Origin of the sequence: Shimwellia blattae DSM 4481 = NBRC 105725 (genome assembly GCF_000262305.1) — a bacterium.
Lineage (GTDB): Bacteria > Pseudomonadota > Gammaproteobacteria > Enterobacterales > Enterobacteriaceae > Shimwellia > Shimwellia blattae.
Map to the genome: position 1 here is coordinate 3,712,019 of NC_017910.1, position 17,287 is coordinate 3,729,305.

General features: G+C 56.1%; 19 protein-coding genes. 10 read left to right on the plus strand and 9 right to left on the minus strand.

Going from position 1 to position 17,287, the window contains the following annotated elements; genetic code table 11:
• Positions 1-200 precede the first annotated feature (200 nt).
• The gene (gene epmA, locus EBL_RS17395) at positions 201-1,178 is read right to left on the minus strand and encodes an elongation factor P--(R)-beta-lysine ligase (protein WP_002441586.1); all 978 of its coding nucleotides are present in this window, start codon (positions 1,176-1,178) and stop codon (positions 201-203) included.
• A 303-nt stretch (positions 1,179-1,481) separates the two neighbouring features.
• Here epmA and frdA point away from each other — a divergent pair, with 303 nt between their 5' ends.
• From frdA to frdD, 4 genes are read left to right on the plus strand one after another with little or no spacing between them, the layout of a single operon-like run.
• Positions 1,482-3,272: a fumarate reductase (quinol) flavoprotein subunit gene (gene frdA / locus EBL_RS17400; protein WP_002441584.1), complete on the plus strand. Its 1,791-nt coding sequence runs from the start codon at positions 1,482-1,484 to the stop codon at positions 3,270-3,272.
• Entirely contained in the window at positions 3,265-3,999 is a 735-nt protein-coding gene (locus EBL_RS17405; protein WP_002441582.1) for a succinate dehydrogenase/fumarate reductase iron-sulfur subunit, read from the plus strand. Before frdA ends, EBL_RS17405 begins: the two co-directional genes overlap by 8 nt.
• Positions 4,000-4,009: 10 nt before the next feature.
• Complete coding sequence (gene frdC, locus EBL_RS17410; protein WP_002441580.1) at positions 4,010-4,405, plus strand: fumarate reductase subunit FrdC; 396 nt, start codon at positions 4,010-4,012, stop codon at positions 4,403-4,405.
• A gap of 9 nt (positions 4,406-4,414) precedes the next feature.
• On the plus strand, positions 4,415-4,774 hold the full coding sequence (gene frdD, locus EBL_RS17415) for a fumarate reductase subunit FrdD (RefSeq protein ID WP_002441578.1): 360 nt from the start codon (positions 4,415-4,417) through the stop codon (positions 4,772-4,774).
• A gap of 53 nt (positions 4,775-4,827) precedes the next feature.
• Here frdD and sugE read toward each other — a convergent pair whose 3' ends face one another.
• The 4 genes from sugE to efp form a co-directional block, all read right to left on the minus strand.
• Complete coding sequence (gene sugE, locus EBL_RS17420; RefSeq protein WP_002441576.1) at positions 4,828-5,145, minus strand: quaternary ammonium compound efflux SMR transporter SugE; 318 nt, start codon at positions 5,143-5,145, stop codon at positions 4,828-4,830.
• Between the two features lie 189 nt (positions 5,146-5,334).
• A complete protein-coding gene (locus tag EBL_RS17425; protein ID WP_034920291.1) occupies positions 5,335-5,481 on the minus strand; it encodes an entericidin A/B family lipoprotein in 147 nt (48 codons plus the stop codon).
• Between the two features lie 84 nt (positions 5,482-5,565).
• The gene (locus EBL_RS20885) at positions 5,566-5,697 is read right to left on the minus strand and encodes an entericidin A/B family lipoprotein (RefSeq protein WP_071840841.1); all 132 of its coding nucleotides are present in this window, start codon (positions 5,695-5,697) and stop codon (positions 5,566-5,568) included.
• A gap of 67 nt (positions 5,698-5,764) precedes the next feature.
• Complete coding sequence (efp, locus tag EBL_RS17430) at positions 5,765-6,331, minus strand: elongation factor P (protein WP_002441573.1); 567 nt, start codon at positions 6,329-6,331, stop codon at positions 5,765-5,767.
• Between the two features lie 40 nt (positions 6,332-6,371).
• On the opposite strand from efp, the gene epmB reads away from it, so the two are divergent.
• Positions 6,372-7,418 (plus strand): EF-P beta-lysylation protein EpmB, encoded by a 1,047-nt coding sequence (gene epmB / locus EBL_RS17435; RefSeq protein WP_002441571.1) that lies wholly within the window; start codon positions 6,372-6,374, stop codon positions 7,416-7,418.
• Positions 7,419-7,469: 51 nt separating this feature from the next.
• On the opposite strand, the gene EBL_RS17440 is transcribed toward epmB, so the two are convergent.
• The 3 genes from EBL_RS17440 to EBL_RS17450 form a co-directional block, all read right to left on the minus strand.
• On the minus strand, positions 7,470-7,841 hold the full coding sequence (locus EBL_RS17440; protein ID WP_269462381.1) for a DUF4156 domain-containing protein: 372 nt from the start codon (positions 7,839-7,841) through the stop codon (positions 7,470-7,472).
• A 114-nt stretch (positions 7,842-7,955) separates the two neighbouring features.
• Positions 7,956-9,602, minus strand: a complete 1,647-nt coding sequence (gene groL / locus EBL_RS17445; protein WP_002441566.1) for a chaperonin GroEL — start codon at positions 9,600-9,602, stop codon at positions 7,956-7,958.
• A 40-nt stretch (positions 9,603-9,642) separates the two neighbouring features.
• Positions 9,643-9,936: a co-chaperone GroES gene (locus EBL_RS17450; RefSeq protein ID WP_002441564.1), complete on the minus strand. Its 294-nt coding sequence runs from the start codon at positions 9,934-9,936 to the stop codon at positions 9,643-9,645.
• 249 nt (positions 9,937-10,185) lie between these two features.
• Here EBL_RS17450 and yjeH point away from each other — a divergent pair, with 249 nt between their 5' ends.
• The gene (gene yjeH / locus EBL_RS17455) at positions 10,186-11,448 is read left to right on the plus strand and encodes an L-methionine/branched-chain amino acid transporter (RefSeq protein WP_034920288.1); all 1,263 of its coding nucleotides are present in this window, start codon (positions 10,186-10,188) and stop codon (positions 11,446-11,448) included.
• Between the two features lie 29 nt (positions 11,449-11,477).
• Here the strand turns inward: yjeH and EBL_RS17460 are convergent, their stop codons facing one another.
• Positions 11,478-11,960, minus strand: a complete 483-nt coding sequence (locus tag EBL_RS17460) for an FxsA family protein (RefSeq protein WP_002441559.1) — start codon at positions 11,958-11,960, stop codon at positions 11,478-11,480.
• 332 nt (positions 11,961-12,292) lie between these two features.
• Here EBL_RS17460 and aspA point away from each other — a divergent pair, with 332 nt between their 5' ends.
• From aspA to EBL_RS17480, 4 genes are all read left to right on the plus strand, one after another.
• Positions 12,293-13,729: an aspartate ammonia-lyase gene (aspA, locus tag EBL_RS17465; RefSeq protein ID WP_002441557.1), complete on the plus strand. Its 1,437-nt coding sequence runs from the start codon at positions 12,293-12,295 to the stop codon at positions 13,727-13,729.
• A gap of 117 nt (positions 13,730-13,846) precedes the next feature.
• A complete protein-coding gene (locus EBL_RS17470) occupies positions 13,847-15,148 on the plus strand; it encodes an anaerobic C4-dicarboxylate transporter (protein WP_002441555.1) in 1,302 nt (433 codons plus the stop codon).
• Between the two features lie 116 nt (positions 15,149-15,264).
• Positions 15,265-15,588 carry a divalent cation tolerance protein CutA gene (gene cutA, locus EBL_RS17475; RefSeq protein ID WP_002441554.1) on the plus strand — a complete coding sequence of 108 codons (324 nt, stop codon included), beginning with the start codon at positions 15,265-15,267 and terminating at the stop codon, positions 15,586-15,588.
• On the plus strand, positions 15,564-17,258 hold the full coding sequence (locus EBL_RS17480) for a protein-disulfide reductase DsbD (RefSeq protein ID WP_002441552.1): 1,695 nt from the start codon (positions 15,564-15,566) through the stop codon (positions 17,256-17,258). Before cutA ends, EBL_RS17480 begins: the two co-directional genes overlap by 25 nt.
• Positions 17,259-17,287: the final 29 nt, after the last annotated feature.

The following is a 17,287-nucleotide window of genomic DNA, read 5'->3' on the forward strand; positions in this document are numbered from 1 at the left end:
CCGGGAGCTTACATCAGTAAGTGACCGGGGTAAGCGAGACAGCCAACACACCTGTAGCGGGAAGAATGACGGAGCATCTCCTAAATTATTCCCGCTACAGGAAGGCGGCAACGCAGCGCATCCCCGGGAGCTTACATCAGTAAGTGACCGGGGTAAGCGAGACAGCCAACACACCTGTAGCGGGAAGAATGACGGAGATGTCAGGCACGATCCACAGTAAACGCTATCACCTCCGCCAGGCTCTCCGCCCCCAGCGCCAGCATCACCAGGCGGTCTACCCCCAGCGCTACGCCGGAGCAGTCGGGCATACCGGCTTTCAGGGCGTCCAGCAGGTTGGTGTCGATGGGCTGCTGCGGCAGGCCGCGGGCGGCACGCTTACGGTTATCCTGTTCGAAGCGCTGCTCCTGCTCCCGGGCGTCGGTCAGCTCGTGGAAGCCATTGGCCAGCTCGATACCTTTGAAGTAGACCTCGAAACGCTCGGCGACCCGGTGGTCTTCGGTGCTGATTTGCGCCAGAGAGGCCTGGGTGGCCGGGAAGTGATAAATAAAGACCGGGCGCTCTTTGCCGATGTGCGGCTCTACACCCATGGCGAACAGCAGCTGCAGCAGGGTATCCCGGTCTTCTTCGGTATCGGCAATATTGCTCAGATCCAGTCTGGCGGCCACTTCACGCAACTGGGCTTTATCGGCAGACAGGGGGTCAATCTCCAGGTGCCGCTGGAACGCCTGCTGGTAGGAGAGCATCTCTGCGGCACCGGTTTCGAGGATCTGCTGTAACAGGTCGTCGACCTCATTCATCAGCCGGTACATGTCGTAGCACGGACGATACCACTCCAGCATGGTGAATTCCGGGTTGTGGATACGCCCCATCTCTTCATTGCGGAAACTACGGCACAGCTGATATACCGGGCCACACCCTGCCGCCAGCAGGCGCTTCATGTGGTATTCCGGGCTGGTCATCAGATAGAGATTCATTCCCCGGGAGTGACCGGGGCCAACGAAACGGGTTTCAAACGGGAACAAATGGACATCCGTTACCGTAGCCTGGCTCATACAAGGCGTTTCCACTTCCAGCACACCGCGATCAGAGAAAAAACGGCGGATTTCCGTCATCACTGCAGCGCGCTTTAATAAATTGGCAATGGAAGCGCTCGGCTGCCAGAGGGCCGTATCGCTCATAATGTCATCTCCTGATGGTAATAAGGCGTGGAAGTCTACTCGTATCAGCATAAAGAGACAAACTTCGTGCCGCGAATGACGAAAAAGTGCGCAGTCATAAAATTGTTTAAACTATAGTCAGAGCAGCAAGATTTGTGATTTCCCCCCAAAATCGTCACGAAAAATAATCGAGCGCGTCAAATTTCCGCACTCTCAGCCCGGTTATAATTCAGGCTTCCCACATAAGGAGTAGGGATTAACCTTTCGTAATGCCGCTGCTCTGGCACATTGCATTACGAAATCACAATAAACTGGAGGAATGTCGTGCAAACTTTTCAGGCCGATCTCGCCATAATTGGTGCTGGCGGTGCAGGGCTTCGCGCTGCCATTGCAGCAGCGCAAGCTAACCCTCAGGCTAAAATTGCGCTTATATCAAAAGTCTACCCGATGCGCAGCCACACCGTCGCCGCGGAAGGGGGTTCTGCAGCGGTAACGCAGGATCACGACAGCTTTGAATACCATTTTCACGATACGGTTGCAGGTGGAGACTGGCTTTGTGAGCAGGATGTTGTGGATTATTTTGTCCACCACTGCCCCACCGAAATGACCCAACTGGAACAGTGGGGTTGCCCGTGGAGCCGCAAACCTGACGGTTCCGTCAACGTACGCCGCTTTGGCGGTATGAAAATCGAGCGCACCTGGTTTGCCGCGGATAAGACCGGCTTCCATATGCTGCACACCCTGTTTCAGTCATCTCTCCAGTTCCCGCAGATTCAGCGCTTTGACGAGCACTTCGTGCTGGATATCCTGGTAGATGATGGCCAGGTCCGTGGCCTGGTCGCCATGAATATGATGGAAGGCACCCTGGTCCAGATCCGCGCTAACGCCGTTATCATGGCCACTGGCGGTGCTGGCCGTGTATACCGCTATAACACCAACGGCGGTATCGTGACCGGTGATGGCATGGGCATCGCCCTGAGCCACGGCATTCCGCTGCGCGATATGGAATTCGTGCAGTACCACCCGACCGGCCTGCCGGGCTCCGGGATCCTGATGACCGAAGGCTGCCGTGGTGAAGGCGGTATCCTGGTGAACAAAAACGGCTACCGTTACCTGCAGGACTACGGTATGGGCCCGGAAACCCCGCTGGGTCAGCCGAAAAACAAATATATGGAGCTGGGTCCGCGCGACAAAGTCTCCCAGGCCTTCTGGCACGAGTGGCGCAAAGGCAACACCATCTCTACCCCGCGTGGCGATGTGGTCTACCTGGATCTGCGCCATCTGGGCGAGAAGAAACTGCTCGAACGTCTGCCGTTTATCTGCGAACTGGCGAAAGCCTACGTGGGCGTGGATCCGGTTAAAGAGCCGATTCCGGTACGCCCCACTGCCCACTACACCATGGGCGGTATCGAAACCGATCAGAAGTGCGAAACCCGCATCAAAGGGCTGTTTGCCGCTGGCGAGTGCTCGTCTGTGGGCCTGCACGGTGCTAACCGCCTGGGGTCTAACTCTCTGGCTGAGCTGGTGGTCTTTGGTCGCCTTGCCGGTGAGCAGGCCATCGAGCGCGCAAGCCAGGCTACCCCGGCGAATGATGCCGCGCTGAATGCACAGGTAGCCGATGTGGAACAGCGCCTCAAAGATCTGGTTAACCAGGAAGGTAACGAAAACTGGTCGAAGATCCGCGACGAGATGGGCCTCAGCATGGAAGAAGGCTGCGGTATCTACCGTACCCCGGAACTGATGCAGAAAACCGTCGACAAGCTGGCAGAGTTGCAGGAGCGCTTTAAGCGCGTGCGTATCACCGATAACTCCAGCGTTTTCAACACCGATCTGCTCTACACCATTGAGCTTGGTCACGGCCTGAACGTTGCCGAATGTATGGCCCACTCCGCCATCGCGCGTAAAGAGTCCCGCGGGGCTCACCAGCGCCTGGATGAAGGCTGCACCGAGCGTGACGACGTCAACTTCCTCAAGCATACCCTCGCCTTCCGCGATGCTGACGGCACCACACGCCTGGACTACAGCGATGTGAAAATCACCACGCTGCCGCCGGCCAAACGTGTGTACGGTGCAGAAGCAGAAGCAGCCGAGAAAAAGGAGACGGCGAATGGCTGAGATGAAAACGATGAAAATCGAAATTGTGCGCTACAACCCGGAAACGGACAGTCAGCCGCACAGTGCCTTTTATGATGTGCCCTGGGATGAGCAGACATCATTACTGGACGCGCTGGGGTATATCAAAGATAACCTGGCGCCGGATCTGAGCTACCGCTGGTCCTGCCGTATGGCTATTTGCGGCTCCTGCGGCATGATGGTCAACCGGATCCCGAAACTGGCCTGTAAAACCTTCCTGCGTGAATATCAGGGCGGAATGAAGGTCGAAGCGCTGGCGAACTTCCCCATCGAGCGTGACCTGGTGGTGGATATGACCCACTTCATCGAAAGCCTGGAGGCCATCAAGCCTTATATTATTGGCAATTCGCGCACGCCGGATCAGGGGCCAAACAAACAGACCCCGGCACAGATGGCGAAATACCATCAGTTCTCCGGCTGTATCAACTGCGGCCTGTGCTATGCGGCCTGCCCGCAGTTTGGTCTTAACCCGGAGTTTATCGGCCCGGCGGCGATTACGCTGGCGCACCGCTATAACCTCGACAGCCGCGACCACGGTCAGAAAGAGCGTATGCCACAGCTGAACGGCCAGAACGGTGTATGGACGTGTACCTTTGTCGGTTTCTGCTCGGAAGTGTGTCCGAAGCATGTGGATCCGGCGGCGGCTATTCAGCAGGGTAAGGTAGAGAGTTCCAAAGACTTTCTTATCGCTACCCTGAAACCACGCTAAGGAGTGCACAATGACAACGAAACGTAAGCCATATGTACGGACAATGGCGCCCAACTGGTGGCAAAAACTGGGGTTCTACCGCTTTTATATGCTGCGCGAGGGCACAGCCGTGCCCACCGTATGGTTCAGTATCGTATTAATTTACGGTCTGTTTGCGCTCAAAGGCGGCGCGGAGTCCTGGGAAGGTTTTGTCGGCTTTTTGCAAAACCCGGTGGTGGTTATTCTTAACCTGATCACCCTGGCAGGCGCACTGCTGCATACCAAAACCTGGTTTGAGCTGGCGCCGAAAGCGGCCAACATTATCGTAAAAGACGAAAAAATGGGCCCGGAACCCATCATTAAAGGACTGTGGGGCGTCACTATTCTGGTGACGGTGGTAATTCTGTTTGTGGCCCTGTTCTGGTAAGGAGACGCCGTGATTAATCAACATCCAAAACGTTCCGACGAGCCGGTATTCTGGGGCCTGTTCGGTGCCGGTGGCATGTGGGGCGCTATCATTGCGCCGGTTATTGTGCTGCTGGTGGGGATCCTGCTTCCGCTGGGGTTCTATCCTGGCGATGCGCTGGGCTATGACCGGGTACTGGCGTTTGCCCAGAGCTGGGTAGGCCGCCTGTTTATCCTCCTGATGATCGTGCTGCCCCTGTGGTGCGGCCTGCACCGCCTGCACCACGCGATGCACGATCTGAAAATTCACGTTCCCTCCGGGAAGTGGGTTTTCTACGGTCTGGCCGCGATCCTGACGGTAATTACCCTGATTGGGGTTATCACCCTGTAACTGCCCTACCGGTGCCACCCGGCACCGGTAACTGGCCAGCGCCCCGGGGAGACTCAGGGCGTTGCCAGTTTCAGCCCAATCAGCCCCACTACGATCATCGCCAGGCTGGCAATGCGTAACGGGCTGGCGGAATCCCCCATCAGCAGAATTCCCGTCACCGATGCGCCCACCGCGCCAATCCCCGTCCAGACGGCATAGGCCGTCCCTACCGGCAGGCTCTTCATCGCCCAGGCGAGTAACGCAACGCTAATGGCCATCGCCACTACGGTGATTGCCGAAGGCAACAGGCGGCTAAAACCGTGGCTGTATTTCAGGCCCACCGCCCAGACCACTTCCATCAGACCAGCAATAACAAGAATAAACCAGGACATGGTGTCCTCATATCACAAAACGGGGTCGTCCCCGGGAGAGTTGGCATCTTACGGGTCGTCCCGCAGGATGGCGCCTGCCACACGGCAGGCAGAAAGGTGCAGCCAGTATGGGCACAAATAAAGAGATGTTCAAGGGAAGGGTTGCCGTGAGCGGTACGAAGCATGCGCACCGCTCACGGACGCACAGCGTTACTGCTGGGCCCGGCTTGCCGCGCCAGAGAGTATGGAACCACCTTCTGAAATATCCTGGCCGATACCGCGAGTGGTATTACAGCCACTTAATACGGATGACAGCACCAGCACCGAAAAACATACCGCCAGTAATTTTTTCATCACATCGCTCCCTTTTATTTTCTGCTTCAGCTTATGGTTACAGCATAGCCAAAAATTACCGTCTTCTGGCAGGAAGCGCAACGGATGTTAACTGGCCGCGCGACTAATGATATTACCGAGATCGCGAATATCCTCACCGATACCGCGGGTGGTATTACACCCACTCAGTAAAGACACACTCAGGCAGCACAACAGCAGGAATCGGTACAGGGAGGTCATCATCGGTTCCGTTGATGATTCGGGATCAACGCGGCGCGACAAAAGCCGCACCGCTGATCCGGCGGGATTATTTTACGCGGGAAACGTATTCGCCAGAGCGGGTATCCACACGGATAACTTCGCCAATCTGAACGAACAGAGGCACTTTAACCACAGCCCCGGTGCTCAGGGTAGCGGGTTTACCACCAGTACCGGCGGTATCGCCTTTCAGGCCCGGATCGGTATCAACAATTTCCAGTTCAACAAAGTTCGGCGGCGTAACAGAGATCGGCTGACCATTCCACAGGGTCACGATGCATTCCGCCTGATCCAGCAGCCACTTGTCATTGTCGCCAATGGCTTTTGCGTCGGCAGCCAGCTGTTCGAAGGTTTCGTTGTTCATGAAATGCCAGAACTCACCGTCGTTGTACAGGTAAGTCAGGTTCATATCGACAACGTCTGCGCCTTCGGCGGAGTCAGTAGATTTGAAGGTTTTTTCAACACGAGTACCGGTCAGCAGACGGCGCAGTTTCACACGGGCGAATGCCTGACCTTTACCTGGTTTCACGAATTCACTGGATTCGACCGCATAAGGTTCGCCATCCATCATGATTTTAAGACCGGAACGAAAATCGTTGCTAAAATAAGTCGCCATAAGGCCCTCTGAATTTGTTAACTGGTACGAAGCCAAAAAAATGGCAGACATTGTAACGCTAAACCCCTCTTCCAGAGAAGATTGGATCGCGCAACTTGGTGATATTATCACCGATCCTGACGAACTCCTGCGTATTTTGCACCTGGAAAATCACCCACAGTTGCTGGCCGGTCGCGATGCGCGCTCACTTTTTGCCCTCCGGGTGCCGCGATCGTTCGCCGCCCGCATGGAGCCCGGCAACCCTGACGATCCGCTATTGCGCCAGGTGCTGACCGCCCGGGAAGAGTTTATCCAGACCCCGGGCTACAGTAACGACCCGTTAGAAGAGCAGGACAACGCCCTCCCCGGGGTACTGCACAAATACCAGAACCGGGCGCTGATGATCCTCAAAGGCGGCTGCGCGGTGAACTGCCGCTACTGCTTCCGCCGCCACTTCCCCTATAGCGAAAACCAGGGCAATAAGCGCACCTGGCAGGGGGCAATAGATTATTTTAGCCAGCAACCGGCGCTGGATGAGATTATTTTCTCCGGCGGCGATCCGCTGATGGCCAAAGACCACGAGCTGGACTGGGTGCTCACCGGGCTGGAGGGGATCCCCCATATTAAGCGCCTGCGCATCCACAGCCGCCTGCCGATCGCCATTCCGGCACGCATTACCCCGGCACTGGTAGACCGCCTGGCGCGCTCACGGTTACAAATTCTGCTGGTGAACCATATCAACCACGCCAACGAGATAAACGATGAGTTCCGCGCGGCCATGGCGCGCCTGCGCCAGGCGGGGGTCACACTGCTGAACCAGAGCGTGATGCTGCGCGGGGTAAACGACAACCCGGATACCCTGGCGAATCTGAGCAATGCGCTGTTTGACGCTGGTGTTATGCCCTACTACCTGCATGTGCTTGACCGGGTGCAGGGGGCGGCCCATTACATGATAAGTGATGATGAAGCGCGGGAGATTATGCGGGGCTTAATGGCGCGGGTGTCCGGTTATCTGGTGCCTAAGCTGACCCGGGAAATCGGCGGGGAGCCGAGCAAAACCACCATCGACCTGCAGATGCGCCAGCACCCGGATCACGAGATAAACTGACGCCCGCCGAACGTGCCGGTTACCCGGCACGGTTTCGCTGGCAACCGGTGGTCACTCCGGGCACTTATAGACCTGGCCTGTCATTGTCGTGGCGGTGGGGACAAAGCTCGACAGCATGGTCTGTGTCGGGCTGCTGACACCGTACAGTACGTTGCCCCCCATGGCGGCGGCCTGGTTACGCAGGGCATTCGCCGCACTGCGCATTGAGCCGCCCTCTTCTCCCTCCTGGCCTGACAGCCAGTTACTCTGCTCACCGGTCGCCGTACCCAGCAGGCGACATTCACTTGCGGGTTTGTCTTCAACAAAACGCACCCCCTGCCCGCCGCTGGTCAGCTGGTTACCGGTGCTACAGCCTGCAAGTAACAGCGTAGCGGCAACCATTCCTGCTGAAATTATTTTTTGCATGTTGTTCCCCGTTATCAACGAACCGGATTAAAAACCGGACAAATCCTTATACTAAAAACAGCGGCAAAGAAAAACCCCCGGGCATTGCTGCCCGGGGGTTCCTGTAACGAACCGGCGTAACGGTACGGCTGATTACATCATGCCGCCCATACCGCCCATGCCGCCCATACCACCAGCAGCGCCTAAATCAGGGGCGTCTGCTTTCGGCAGGTCGGTAATCATGCACTCGGTGGTGATCATCAGGCCCGCAACGGAAGCCGCGTACTGCAGAGCAGAACGGGTTACTTTCGTCGGATCCAGGATCCCCATATCGATCATGTTGCCGTATTCTTCGGTTGCAGCGTTGTAACCGTAGTTACCTTCGCCAGCGCGAACATTGTTAGCCACAACAGACGGCTCTTCACCGCAGTTAGCCACGATCTGGCGCAGCGGTGCTTCCATTGCGCGCAGCGCAACTTTGATACCGACGTTCTGCTCTTCGTTCTGGCCTTTCAGGCTAGCCAGTTTCGTTGCAACGCGAACCAGGGCAACACCACCACCGGCAACCACGCCTTCTTCAACCGCAGCACGGGTTGCGTGCAGGGCGTCATCAACGCGGGCTTTTTTCTCTTTCATTTCAACTTCGGTAGCAGCACCGACTTTGATTACCGCAACACCGCCTGCCAGTTTAGCAACGCGCTCCTGCAGTTTTTCACGATCGTAATCAGAGGTAGCTTCTTCGATCTGCTTGCGGATCTGACCAACGCGGCCCTGAATTGCGGCTTCTTCACCCACGCCATCAATGATGGTGGTGGTGTCTTTGTTGATAACAACGCGTTTTGCCTGGCCCAGATCTTCCAGAGTTGTTTTTTCCAGCTCCATACCGATCTCTTCAGAGATAACAGTACCGCCGGTCAGGGTTGCGATGTCCTGCAGCATGGCTTTACGACGATCGCCAAAGCCCGGTGCTTTCACCGCAGCCACTTTCACGATACCGCGCATGGTGTTGACCACCAGGGTAGCCAGCGCTTCGCCTTCAACATCTTCAGCGATGATAACCAGCGGTTTGCCGGCTTTCGCGACAGCTTCCAGTACCGGCAGCATTTCGCGAATGTTGGAGACTTTTTTGTCTGCCAGCAGGATGAACGGGCTTTCCAGCTCAACCGCACCGGTTTCCGGTTTGTTGATGAAGTACGGAGACAGGTAACCACGGTCGAACTGCATACCTTCAACCACGTCCAGCTCGTCTTCCAGGCCAGTACCGTCTTCAACGGTGATCACGCCTTCTTTACCAACTTTGTCCATCGCTTCAGCGATCAGTTTACCCACGGTTTCGTCGGAGTTAGCAGAGATAGTCCCCACCTGAGCAATGGCTTTAGAATCAGAGCACGGCACAGACAGCGCTTTCAGCTCTTCAACCGCAGCAGCAACCGCTTTGTCGATACCGCGTTTCAGATCCATCGGGTTCATACCGGCGGCAACGGCTTTCAGACCTTCGTTTACGATAGCCTGAGCCAGTACAGTTGCAGTGGTAGTACCGTCGCCCGCAGCGTCGTTCGCTTTAGAGGCCACTTCTTTAACCATCTGGGCGCCCATGTTTTCGAACTTGTCTTCCAGTTCGATTTCACGCGCAACGGAAACACCGTCTTTGGTGATGGTCGGCGCGCCGAAGGATTTATCCAGCACTACGTTACGGCCTTTCGGGCCCAGGGTGACTTTAACTGCATCTGCCAGTACGTTAACGCCGCGCAGCATTTTCACACGAGCGTCGTTACCAAATTTTACGTCTTTAGCTGCCATTCTTTCCTATCCTCAGATTTGTTCGGTTTCGCGCAGGTGATTACGCTTCAACAATTGCCAGAATGTCGGATTCAGACATGATCAACACTTCTTCATTGTCGATCTTTTCAGATTTCACACCGTAGCCATCATTGAAAATCACGATATCGCCGACTTTCACGTCCAGCGGTTTCATTTCGCCATTTTCAAGGATGCGGCCATTGCCAACAGCCAGCACTTCACCGCGAGTAGATTTGCCCGCAGCGGAGCCGGTCAGAACGATGCCGCCAGCAGATTTGGATTCAACTTCTTTGCGCTTGACGATCACACGATCATGCAATGGACGAATTTTCATTGATAACTCTCCTTTGAGAAAGTCCGTAACGGTTGTTGGGTTGCGCCGTGGCGTATATTCACCCCGGCTGGTGACGAAAGAGATGGGGATGGGGCTTAGCCGCTTCAAGGGGCAAAATGAAAAAAATTTTTCTGGTGCGCCATTGCCCGCAAAAATCCTGCGAACCCTGGAAAATACAGGGAATTCGCGCCGCTTATTCGCCCCTGCGGCCATGCTAATATGGGCTTTTACACATCCCGGGACAAGATGATGAGCGGTCTTAAACAGGAGCTGGGCCTGGCCCAGGGTATTGGGTTACTTTCCACCTCACTACTGGGCACCGGGGTATTCGCGGTTCCGGCGCTGGCGGCAATGGTGGCAGGCGATAACAGCCTGTGGGCCTGGCCTGTTCTGATTGCGCTGGTCTTTCCCATTGCGATTGTGTTTGCCACCCTCGGGCGCCACTACCCCAGCGCCGGCGGCGTGGCGCATTTTGTCGGCCTGGCCTTTGGCCCGCGCCTTGAAAAGGTTACCGGCTGGCTGTTTTTGTCCGTGATCCCGGTGGGCCTGCCTGCGGCGTTGCATATTGCCACCGGGTTTGGCCAGGCGCTGTTTGGCTGGCACGGCGCCAGTCTGCTGCTGGCGCAGCTGGGCACCCTGGCTATCGTCTGGTGGGTGGGCTCTCGCGGGGCCAGTACCAGCGCCAATCTACAGGTGCTGGTCGCGATACTGATAGTTGCGCTGATTGGCGCCATCTGGCTGGCAGGGGGAATAGACGCCCGCCAGATCCCGTTCCCGGCGGTCCGTGATATTGACCAGCACCAGCTGTTTGCCGCCCTGTCGGTGATGTTCTGGTGTTTTGTCGGCCTTGAAGCCTTCGCCCATCTGGCCGCTGAATTTCGCAACCCCATGCGCGACTTTCCCAGAGCGCTGATAACCGGCCTGCTGCTGGCCGGGGCCGTCTACTGGGCCTGCACGGCTATCGTGCTGCATTTTCACGCATTCGGCGACAATCAGGCGGCTGCGGCGTCGTTACCGTCGATTGTGGTGCAGCTCTTCGGGCTTAAGGCACTGTGGGTAGCCTGCATTATTGGTTTTCTGGCCTGTTTTGCCAGCCTCAATATCTATATTCAGAGCTTTGCCCGCCTGGTGTGGTCCCAGGCGCAGCACAACCCGGGGAGCTACCTGGCCCGGCTCAGCCCCCGCCAGATACCGGCAAACGCCCTGAATCTGGTGCTGGGCTGCTGTGTGGTGAGCTCGCTGGTTATCTACCTGGCGGAGATCAACCTCGACACCCTGATTGTCTACGCTAACGGCATTTTTATTATGATTTACCTGCTGTGCATGGTGGCGGGCTGCCGCCTGCTGACGGGGAAAAACCGCCTGCTGGCCCTGTGCGGAACGGTTTTGTGCCTCGGGCTTTTGCTGATGACCGGCTGGAAAAGCCTGTATGCCCTGGTGATGCTGGCTGTGCTCTGGTGGGTGCTGCCGTTCGCCACCCGGCACGGGGCGGCGCACAAAAAAGCCGGGTAACCCCGGCTTTCATTACGCATTACGCCATATTACCGGTCATCCCGGTGGTCTTTATTATCCAGCCGTTCCTGCTCGTCATGCTTACGCTGGAACTCACCGTCAAAGGTCTGGCCGCTGCCGCCCCCGGTTCCGGCGCTAAAGCCCCCGGGGAAAGAGGAGAAGTGCAGAAACGGCATCAGACGCAGCGTCAGCAGTTTTTGCACTGGTGGCAGCAGCAGTAACAGGCCGAGAAAATCAGTAAAGAACCCGGGGATCACCAGCAGTAAACCGGCCAGAATCAGCGAGACACTCTTGATCATCTCTGCCGCCGGGCTCTCGCCCTGCGCTATTTTCTGCTGCATCACCATCAGGTTTTTAAATCCCTGGTTGCGGATCAGCGAAAAACCCACCACCGAGCTGAAGATAACCAGCAGCAGCGTAAGCAGGACGCCAAGGACCTGGGCGACCTGCACAAAAATCGAGATTTCTACATAAACGTAGAGAAAAAATGTAATAAACGGTATCCAGCGCACCGTATTCTCCTGTCATGATGGCGAGTTTCCTGAACCGCCAGCTACACTCATATCCTGTTGTTTACAGATGGAGGCGATTAACAGGAAAAGCAACCATTTCAGGCAACAGTTTTTACCGGAGTGCGTAATCAGTGAGTCATTTCACATAATTGTCAGGAGAATACGATTCCCCTGGCAATAAGTGATCCAGGTTACGGCTTTTCGCTATTATCAGCATATGATCGCCTCTGGATGGCTGATTATGGACATAATATCGGTCAAAGTGTCGAACAACCAAAATATCCTGTGCAAAAACAGGGTCAACCATTGGCAGATTGAATAAGAAGGTTCACATGCTCAATAACATTCGTATCGAAGAAGATTTGTTGGGGACCAGGGAAGTACCAGCGGATGCTTACTATGGTGTCCACACTCTGAGAGCGATTGAAAACTTTTACATCAGTAATAGTAAAATCAGCGATATCCCTGAATTTGTGCGCGGCATGGTAATGGTCAAAAAAGCCGCTGCTCTCGCCAACAAAGAGCTCCAGACCATTCCAAAAACTATTGCCAACACTATTGTCGCAGCCTGCGACGAAGTCCTGAACAATGGCAAATGCATGGACCAGTTCCCGGTAGACGTTTACCAGGGCGGTGCCGGTACTTCCGTTAACATGAACACCAACGAAGTGCTGGCCAATATTGGCCTGGAACTGATGGGCCATCAGAAAGGGGAGTACCAGTACCTCAACCCGAATGACCATGTGAACAAATGCCAGTCCACCAACGACGCCTACCCGACCGGCTTCCGTATTGCGGTATACGCCTCCCTGGTGAAACTGGTTGATGCCATCCACCAGCTGGAAGATGGCTTTAAGCGTAAATCCACCGAATTTGCTGAAATCCTGAAGATGGGCCGCACCCAGCTGCAGGATGCTGTCCCTATGACGCTGGGCCAGGAGTTCCACGCGTTCAACGTTCTGCTGAACGAAGAAACGAAAAACCTGCTGCGCACTGCTGAACTGCTGCTTGAGGTGAACCTCGGCGCGACCGCTATCGGCACCGGGCTGAACACGCCGGAAGGCTACCAGCAGCTGGCAGTACAGAAACTGGCTGAAGTCAGCGGCCTGCCGGTTGTTCCGGCAGAAGATCTGATTGAAGCAACCTCAGACTGCGGTGCCTACGTAATGGTACACAGCTCCCTGAAGCGTCTGGCGGTGAAACTGTCTAAGATCTGTAACGACCTGCGTCTGCTCTCTTCCGGCCCGCGCGCTGGCCTGAATGAAATCAACCTGCCAGAACTGCAGGCAGGCTCTTCCATCATGCCGGCTAAAGTTAACCCGGTAATTCCGGAAGTGGTAAACCAGGTATGCTTCAAAGTCATCGGTAACGACATCACCGTGACCATGGCATCTGAAGCAGGCCAGCTGCAGCTGAACGTGATGGAGCCGGTCATCGGCCAGGCGCTGTTTGAGTCCATCCACATTCTGACTAACGCCTGCTACAACCTGCTGGAAAAATGCATTAACGGCATCACGGCGAACAAAGACGTTTGCGAAAGCTATGTCTTTAACTCTATCGGTATCGTCACCTATCTGAACCCGTTCATTGGCCACCATAACGGTGACATTGTGGGTAAAATTTGTGCAGAAACCGGTAAGAGTGTGCGCGAAGTGGTCCTGGAGCGCGGCCTGCTGACCGAAGCTGAGCTGGACGATATCTTCTCTCCGCAAAACCTGATGCACCCTGCCTATAAAGCTAAACGCTATACCGATGAAAGCGAACAGTAACAGAGGCTCTGCACTATAACTTTACAGGCACGTCCGGAGTGACGTGCCTTTTTCTTTGTGTAATGAAACAAATTGACAACAATCAAGCATCTTTAAGCTAACAACAAGGAAGCCATTATGTTTGGAGCTGAACTCGTTATCGTCCTTCTGGCGATCTACCTCGGCGCCCGGCTCGGCGGCATAGGAATTGGTTTTGCCGGTGGTCTGGGCGTACTGGTACTCACTCTTGTCTTTCAAATTAACCCCGGGTCGATCCCCTTTGACGTTATTGAGATAATCATGGCGGTTATCGCCGCTATCGCCGCGATGCAAATCGCCGGTGGTATGGATTATCTGGTCAGCCTGGCTGAGCGTCTGCTGCGTAGTAAACCTAAATACATTACCTTCCTGGCACCGCTGGTGACCTGGTCTATGACCATTCTGGCGGGCACCGGCCATACGGCCTTCTCTACCCTGCCGGTTATTACCGAAGTGGCAAAAGAGCAGGGCATCCGCCCGTCTCGTCCGCTGTCTATCGCGGTTATCGCTTCCCAGATTGCCATCACCGCATCGCCGATTTCAGCGGCCGTGGTGTTCTTTGCCGGGCTCCTGGAGCCGATGGGCGTCAGCTACCTGACACTGCTGGGTATCTGTATTCCGGTCACGCTGGCAGCTGTAATGATCACCGCAGTAATGTGTAACTTCCTCGGTTGCGAGCTGAAAGACGATCCGGTTTACCAGGAGCGTCTGGCAAAAGGCGAAGTCAAACTGCGCGGCACTCAGGTGTTCGAGCTGAAACCTTACGCCAAGCGTTCAGTGATGCTGTTCCTTATCGGTATCATTGCGGTGATGTTCTACGCGACCGCCATCAGCGACACGGTAGGCCTGATCCAGAACCCGGTACTGCCGCGTAACGAAGCTATCGTCGTCTTCATGCTGACCATCGCCACCCTTATCTGCATTACCTGTAAAGTGGATACCGGTGAAATCCTCAACGCCGGTACGTTTAAATCCGGTATGAGCGCCTGTATCTGTGTGCTGGGTGTTGCCTGGCTGGGCGATACTTTCGTTAAACACCATATTCAGGATATCCAGGCCGTTGCCGGCGATCTGCTGCAGAGCTACCCGTGGCTGCTGGCTGTGGTGCTGTTCTTTGCTGCTACCCTGCTTTATTCTCAGGCTGCAACTGCCAAAGCACTGATGCCTGCCGCGCTGATGCTGGGTGTTACCCCGCTGACCGCTATCGCCTCTTTTGCTGCGGTATCTGCCCTGTTCGTTCTGCCTACCTACCCGACCTTACTGGCGGCGGTAGAAATGGACGACACCGGCTCTACCCGAATCGGTAAATATGTCTTTAACCATGCCTTCCTGATCCCCGGGGTTGTCGCCATTGCGCTGTGCGTCATCCTCGGCTTTATCGTTGGTGGAATGGTGCTGTAATTTTGTCCTCTGGCGGGCCGGTCTGCGGCCCGCTTTTCCCGCCCGGTTAATCTCATCTCTTCGTGCCAGTTGTCATGCTATAGTGCCCCCTCAGGTTTATTCAGACGAGGTGAACTATGACTGCAACTCAGGCTGTTGTTGTACTTTGCACGGCCCCGGATGAAGCCAGCGCCCAGGAGCTTGCGGCTTTCGTGCTGGGGGAAAAACTTGCCGCCTGCGCGACCCTGATCCCTGGTGCCACCTCCCTGTACTACTGGGAAGGGAAGCTGGAACAGGAGTACGAAGTACAAATGATCCTCAAAACCGATACCCCCCACCTTGATGCGCTGATGGCGACCCTGAAACAACATCACCCGTACAAGACACCGGAAATTCTGGCCCTGCCGGTGGCCCATGGAGATAGCGAGTACCTGTCATGGCTTTACGCTTCATTACGCTGATTTTTCTTTTTTTCAGTACATTTGCTTCCGCTGGCCTGTTCAGCAACCAGGGCACCAGCCGTTTTGCCCCGGTGGATAAAGCCTTCGCGTTTGAGTTTCGCCAGCAGGATAACCAGCTGCTCCTGAACTGGGAGGTCCAGCCCGGTTATTATCTTTACCGCCAGCAAATCCGCCTGGAGCCGGAAAATGCCCGGATCACCCCACCTGCACTGCCGAAGGGGGAATCCCATGAGGATGAGTTTTTTGGTAAAACTGAAATCTACCGCCACGGGCTGAAACTGACGGTCCCCCTGGCGGAGGTGCGCGCCGGGGGGGCACTCAGCGTGACCTACCAGGGCTGTGCGGATGCGGGCTTCTGCTACCCGCCGGAAACCAGACGTATCCCGCTCAGTGAGGTTGCCCCGCAGAATAGCGCACCACCGCCCGCAGTGGTGGAGACGCCACCCGCCGCACCGCAGCTACCTTTTTCAGCCCTGTGGGCCCTGCTGATAGGCATTGGTGTGGCGTTTACCCCCTGTGTGCTGCCCATGTACCCGTTAATTTCCGGGATCGTTCTTGGCGGGCAACAGCGCCCGGGAACCGCCAGAGCCCTGGCGCTGGCCCTGGTCTATGTACAGGGGATGGCGCTAACCTATACCGCCCTGGGGCTGGTGGTGGCCGCCGCCGGGTTGCAATTCCAGGCCGCGCTGCAAAGCCCCTGGGTACTGAGCGGCATTTCGCTGCTGTTTGTTCTGCTGGCCCTCTCGATGTTTGGCCTGTTTACGCTGCAGTTGCCCTCATCACTGCAAACCCGCCTGACCTTGTGGAGTAACCGCCAGCAGGGGGGCTCCCTGTTCGGGGTGTTCGCTATGGGTGCCCTGGCCGGGCTGATTTGCTCCCCCTGCACGACTGCCCCGCTCAGCGCCATTTTGCTGTATATCGCCCAGAGCGGGAACCTGCTGACCGGGGGCGGCACCCTGTACCTGTACGCACTGGGCATGGGGTTACCGTTAATCCTTATCACCGTGTTTGGCAGCCGCCTGCTGCCGCGCAGCGGCCCGTGGATGGACCATGTTAAAACCGCCTTTGGCTTTGTTATCCTGGCCCTGCCAGTATTCCTGCTGGAGCGGGTACTGGGAGAGCTGTGGGGGCTGCGCCTGTGGAGCGCGCTCGGGGTGGCCTTCTTCGGCTGGGCACTGCTGACCTGCCTGAATCTCACCCGGCACTGGGCGCGGCTACTGCAACTTATTCTGTTTGCTGCCGCGCTTATCAGTGCCCGCCCGCTTCAGGACTGGGTCTTCGGCCAGCCTGCCCCGGCAAGCGCCGGGGTACATCTGAATTTTACCCGCGTGAGCAGCGTCGACGCGCTTGATCAGGCGCTGGCTCAGGCCCGGGGAAAACCGGTAATGCTGGATCTCTACGCCGACTGGTGCGTGGCCTGTAAAGAGTTTGAGAAATATACGTTCAGTGCGCCGGAAGTTCAGCAAGCGCTCGCCGGTGCCGTGCTGCTACAGGCTGATGTAACGGGCAACACACCGCAAGATGTTGCCTTGCTCAAACATCTCAGGGTGCTAGGCTTACCCACAATTATCTTTTTTGGCAGCGACGGCCAGGAGCTGCAACAGGCCCGGGTAACCGGGTTTATGGATGCTTCCGCCTTTGAAGCACATTTGCACAATCACCTGCGGTAAACGACACTCAATGGGGAAGCCTACCGCCG

Coding starts and splice junctions, on each gene's coding strand:
- epmA (WP_002441586.1), bottom strand. CDS start 1,178: ATGAGCGATACGGCCCTCTGGCAGCCGAGCGCTTCCATTGCCAATTTA.
- EBL_RS17405 (WP_002441582.1), top strand. CDS start 3,265: ATGGCTGAGATGAAAACGATGAAAATCGAAATTGTGCGCTACAACCCG.
- frdC (WP_002441580.1), top strand. CDS start 4,010: ATGACAACGAAACGTAAGCCATATGTACGGACAATGGCGCCCAACTGG.
- sugE (WP_002441576.1), bottom strand. CDS start 5,145: ATGTCCTGGTTTATTCTTGTTATTGCTGGTCTGATGGAAGTGGTCTGG.
- EBL_RS20885 (WP_071840841.1), bottom strand. CDS start 5,697: ATGACCTCCCTGTACCGATTCCTGCTGTTGTGCTGCCTGAGTGTGTCT.
- efp (WP_002441573.1), bottom strand. CDS start 6,331: ATGGCGACTTATTTTAGCAACGATTTTCGTTCCGGTCTTAAAATCATG.
- epmB (WP_002441571.1), top strand. CDS start 6,372: ATGGCAGACATTGTAACGCTAAACCCCTCTTCCAGAGAAGATTGGATC.
- groL (WP_002441566.1), bottom strand. CDS start 9,602: ATGGCAGCTAAAGACGTAAAATTTGGTAACGACGCTCGTGTGAAAATG.
- EBL_RS17450 (WP_002441564.1), bottom strand. CDS start 9,936: ATGAAAATTCGTCCATTGCATGATCGTGTGATCGTCAAGCGCAAAGAA.
- yjeH (WP_034920288.1), top strand. CDS start 10,186: ATGAGCGGTCTTAAACAGGAGCTGGGCCTGGCCCAGGGTATTGGGTTA.
- aspA (WP_002441557.1), top strand. CDS start 12,293: ATGCTCAATAACATTCGTATCGAAGAAGATTTGTTGGGGACCAGGGAA.
- EBL_RS17470 (WP_002441555.1), top strand. CDS start 13,847: ATGTTTGGAGCTGAACTCGTTATCGTCCTTCTGGCGATCTACCTCGGC.
- cutA (WP_002441554.1), top strand. CDS start 15,265: ATGACTGCAACTCAGGCTGTTGTTGTACTTTGCACGGCCCCGGATGAA.
- EBL_RS17480 (WP_002441552.1), top strand. CDS start 15,564: ATGGCTTTACGCTTCATTACGCTGATTTTTCTTTTTTTCAGTACATTT.